The organism is Saccharopolyspora sp. 6M, assembly GCF_020176775.1.
Lineage (GTDB): Bacteria > Actinomycetota > Actinomycetes > Mycobacteriales > Pseudonocardiaceae > Saccharopolyspora_C > Saccharopolyspora_C gregorii.
This window is the reverse complement of the sequence record NZ_JAIUJZ010000200.1, coordinates 1-3,891: the sequence shown is the minus strand read 5'-3', so window position 1 is coordinate 3,891 and position 3,891 is coordinate 1. Positions and strand designations below refer to the sequence as shown.

The window sequence follows — 3,891 nt, the reverse complement described above, 5'->3', positions numbered from 1 at the left end:
CCGCCCCCCCCCCCGGGCGGCCCCCCCCCCCCCCCCCGCGGGCCCCCCCCCCCCGCCGGCCCCGGGCGCGGGGGGTCGCTCAGGTCGTCGGGGTGCGGCGGGTTTCGCGGAGGGCGAGGAGGCCGCCGACGGCGGGGATCAGGGCCAGGAGCCTGGCCCGGGTCGGTGCCGGGCCGGCCCAGGTGGCGGCGATGGTCAGCAGGTAGGCGCAGCCGTGGATCGGGCCGGTGGCCGAGGCGACCGGCCCCCAGTGCACGGTGGCGAGGTTGACCAGCAGCACCAGCAGCGAGGCCGCTTCGACGATCGCGGCCGCGCGTAGCAGGCGGAGTTCTCCGCGCATCCCGCTCACGCCCCCGTCGTCGAACCAGGCCGGATGATCATGAGCACGACCACGACGGCCCACAGCAGGTTGAACACCCCGGTGCTCATGCCCAGCCGCGCCGGCAGCCGCGCGGCTTCCACGGCTTCGGCATCACCCGCCAGCTCCAGGGCACGGCGCTGCGCGGGCAGGATCGCCGCGGCCAGCAGTGCGGCGGCCCCGGCGGTCAGCACGATCGAGGTGATCAGCCACGCGTCACCGAGCACCCCCAGCTGCGACGCCGTCGCCAACCCGAACACCGGCACCACGATGCCCAGCAGCGCGTACACCCGGCACAGCCGGTGCAGGGCGCGCAGCACCGCGGGCGCGTTCGGATCGGTGGCGGCGGCGCGCAAGTAGCGGGGGAACGCGCTGCCCGCGACGGCGACCGGGCCGATGGCCAGGACCGCCGCGAGCACGTGCACGCTGAGCAGGAACTTCGTCACTGGGGGCTCTTCCTCTCCGAGGGGTCGGAGGGAAAACTAGTCGGCCCCCGGCACGCCCGGCAGTGGCGTGATCGACAACAACCACCGGGTTCTCGCCAGCCCGGGCGAGCGCGCGTGCTCAACCACGACGAGCCCCGCAGGGCCACCGCGGTCGAGTCAGCCCCGGGTGATCCGCAGCAGGCGGTAATCCCCCCGATGCCCCGCTTCCATCTCGACCCCGTCGGAGTCCGCGCCGAACCCGATCCGCTGCTCCACCGCCCCGGAAGCGGCGATGGCCTCGACCGCGACCGCCAGCGGCCGGTAGGCCGGATCCTGCTGCCCAGCGGCGTTGATCTGACCGATCCGCTCCTGCAAGTGGGCTGCGTAAGTGCTCTCGGGCTCGTTGTCGGTGAGCACGAACGCGCGGCTGCCCGCGCCGAGCACGTGGTCCAAGGCCGCGGCGAGATCCGAACCCGCCGCTGCCATCGTCCACGGCCCCGGATGCGGGACGAACACGTCCGTCCTGGGCACGTGGTCACCGAACGAGGTGATCGAGTCCGCGTGCAGCATCACGGCGCCCTCGGGAACCAGCTGATCGTTCAGCACGCGCCGGATCGCGCTCTGGTTCATCTCCGGGTCGTAGGCGAACACGTTGCTCCGCTTGCTCGCCAATTCGGCCAGGAAACGCCCCTCGCGAGGATGCGGTCCGCTGACCGCGCCCGTCACGGTGCTGCGCAACAGGTCCTGCAGCACGAAGTAGTCGTCCGAGGCGACCTTCGCCGCGAGACCCTCCCGCTGGGCGGCGGTCAGGTCCTGGAACTCCGGACGGGCCGTGATCTGCTCCAACGTCACATCCACGGGCTCCTCGGTGTCCGCGTAATCGATGACGGCACGCTGCACCGCCCTCCCACCACGGCCGGACGGGCGGTCGCCGAGCAGCCGGGCGACCGCGGCGTTGCCCACCACCCGCTGCAACGCCGCGACACCGTGCGGCACCCGCCCACCCGAGGCGCAGACCGCATCGTTCTCGACCTCCCGGCCGAGCCCGTGCCCCAGCCGAGCCCGTGCCGCGGCCGACGGCTGATCGCGCGTACGACGCATCGAGTCCTCCCTGGACGGACGTGATCGGGATGCACCCCACCGTCGCCGCCCCCGGTGGCGCCGGGAAAGGGACGAACGGGCACCACCAGGGGCAGTTCCCCGGTGCACGACCGGACCGGGCACCGGGGAACCGCTCAGCGCAACCGGCGGACCTTGACGGTGGAATCGATGCGGGTGATCTCGGTGCCGTCCGGTGCGGCCTGGACGCGTTCGTGCTCGGCGCAGACCTGCACCTCCCACCGCCCGTCGGCGAGCCGCAAGGAATCCACGACCTCCTGCGGGGTGGGGAAGTGCACCTCCGGATGCGGATTCCCCTCCCACTCCGGCCACCCGCAGTGCCCTTCGACGAGCAAGGTCCCACCGGGGGCGACGGCCTCGGCCGCGCGGCGCAGCACCCGCTCCCGGGGCAGCTCACCCCACGAGTGCAGGAACTGCGCCGAGACCAGGTCGAACTCGCCCGCCGGGAAGTCCACGGCCAAGTCCACCTCCCGCCAGTCGATGCGCCCGTCCAGACCCGCTTCGGCGGAACGGGCGCGGGCACGCCCGAGGACGACGGGGGACAGGTCCACCGCAGTGACCTGCCAACCCCGGCCGGCGAACCACAGCGCGTCCCCGCCCTCCCCGCAGCCCAGGTCGAGCACCCGGCCCGGCGGCAGGTCCGCGACCTGCTCGACCAAGGCGGTATTGGCCTCGCCGCTCCAGTAGTGCTCGGCCCCGCTGTACATCTCGTCCCACAGCCGCACTTCCGCGGTGCGATCGCTCATCAGGTGCTCCTCACGTGGTCGTCGTCGTTCACAGCCCGTGGCGCCGCTCGCCCGCGACGAGATCGGCGACCTCGCGCTCCCGCACGACGAACGGATCGTCGCGGGCCCGGCGGATGTCGGCTTCGACGAGATCCGAGTTGACCTGGGCGGCGACGTTCGCGCCCGCGGCGGCGGCGCCGATGACGTTGCCGGTCAAGTCCGTGACGTTGCCCGCCGCCCACACCCCCGGCACCGCGGTCGCACCGGTGGCGTCCACGGGCAGGCGAGTACCGACCAGCACGTCGCCGCGGCGCACCGGTTCGGTGCGCAACCCCAGATCGGCCAGGGCGCCGAGACGAGCGGTGAACAGCGGCGCCACCACCAACGCATCGCAGGCCAGCAGCCGCCCGCCGACCTCGACACCGGTGAACCGGTCCTCCTCCACCCGCACGCCCTCCACCGGGCCGGGCACGACGGTGATACCGCGGGCGTCGAGGTTCGCGCGGTCCTCGGCGCCGAGCTCACCGAGGGCGTGGCGCAACAACGTGACCCGCGAGCTCCACTGCCGCCACAGCAGCGCCTGGTGCAGCGCCATCGGGCCGGTCCCGAGCACGGCGATGTGCCGGTCGCGGACCTCCCAGCCGTGGCAGTAGGGGCAGTGCAGCACCTCCCGGCCCCACCGCTGCGCCAGCCCCGGCACCGGCGGCAGCTCGTCGACCAAGCCGGTGGCGACCACCAACCGCGCCGCGACGACCGCGGCACCACCGGCGAGGGTGAGCCGGAACCCACCGCCCGGTGCCCGCTCGGCGGCGACGACCTCACCGGTGCTGAACTCGGCGCCGTAGCGCTCCGCTTCGGCACGCCCGGCCGCCACCAGCTCACCCGGCGGGGTGCCCTCGCGGCCCAAGTAGTTGTGCACGCCCTCGGCAGGGGCGTTGCGCGGCTCGCCGGCATCGACGACCAGCACGCTGCGCCGGGCCCGCGCGCAGCTCAACGCCGCACTCGTGCCCGCCGCACCGCCACCGACCACGACGATCTCGTAAGAGCGATCCTGCAGATCCATGGGAAATCCCTCCTCTGCAGCCGATGCTCCACACCCCACGCCGATCCCGCGAAGAAAATTGCCACACCGGCAAAGAACGACGCGCACCCGCTACGACCGCACCACCCACCACCCGCACCCGCGCACCCCGCGACGCCGCGTTGCCGGAGCCCACACCCTCGGAAACACTCACCCCCATGCCCCTGACCGGTGACTACCTAC

Annotated in this window: 5 protein-coding genes; all 5 read right to left on the bottom strand. The window is 73.5% G+C overall.

Going from position 1 to position 3,891, the window contains the following annotated elements; translation table 11 throughout:
* Window positions 1-79: 79 nt before the first annotated feature.
* Complete coding sequence (locus LCD31_RS23440) at window positions 80-340, bottom strand: DUF3817 domain-containing protein (protein WP_224961318.1); 261 nt, start codon at window positions 338-340, stop codon at window positions 80-82.
* Window positions 341-345: 5 nt separating this feature from the next.
* Entirely contained in the window at window positions 346-804 is a 459-nt protein-coding gene (locus LCD31_RS23435; RefSeq protein WP_224961316.1) for a hypothetical protein, read from the bottom strand.
* Between the two features lie 156 nt (window positions 805-960).
* Complete coding sequence (locus LCD31_RS23430) at window positions 961-1,884, bottom strand: hypothetical protein (protein ID WP_224961314.1); 924 nt, start codon at window positions 1,882-1,884, stop codon at window positions 961-963.
* A gap of 134 nt (window positions 1,885-2,018) precedes the next feature.
* The gene (locus LCD31_RS23425; protein WP_224961312.1) at window positions 2,019-2,648 is read right to left on the bottom strand and encodes a cyclopropane-fatty-acyl-phospholipid synthase family protein; all 630 of its coding nucleotides are present in this window, start codon (window positions 2,646-2,648) and stop codon (window positions 2,019-2,021) included.
* 28 nt (window positions 2,649-2,676) lie between these two features.
* Complete coding sequence (locus LCD31_RS23420) at window positions 2,677-3,690, bottom strand: NAD(P)/FAD-dependent oxidoreductase (protein ID WP_224961310.1); 1,014 nt, start codon at window positions 3,688-3,690, stop codon at window positions 2,677-2,679.
* Window positions 3,691-3,891 lie beyond the last annotated feature (201 nt).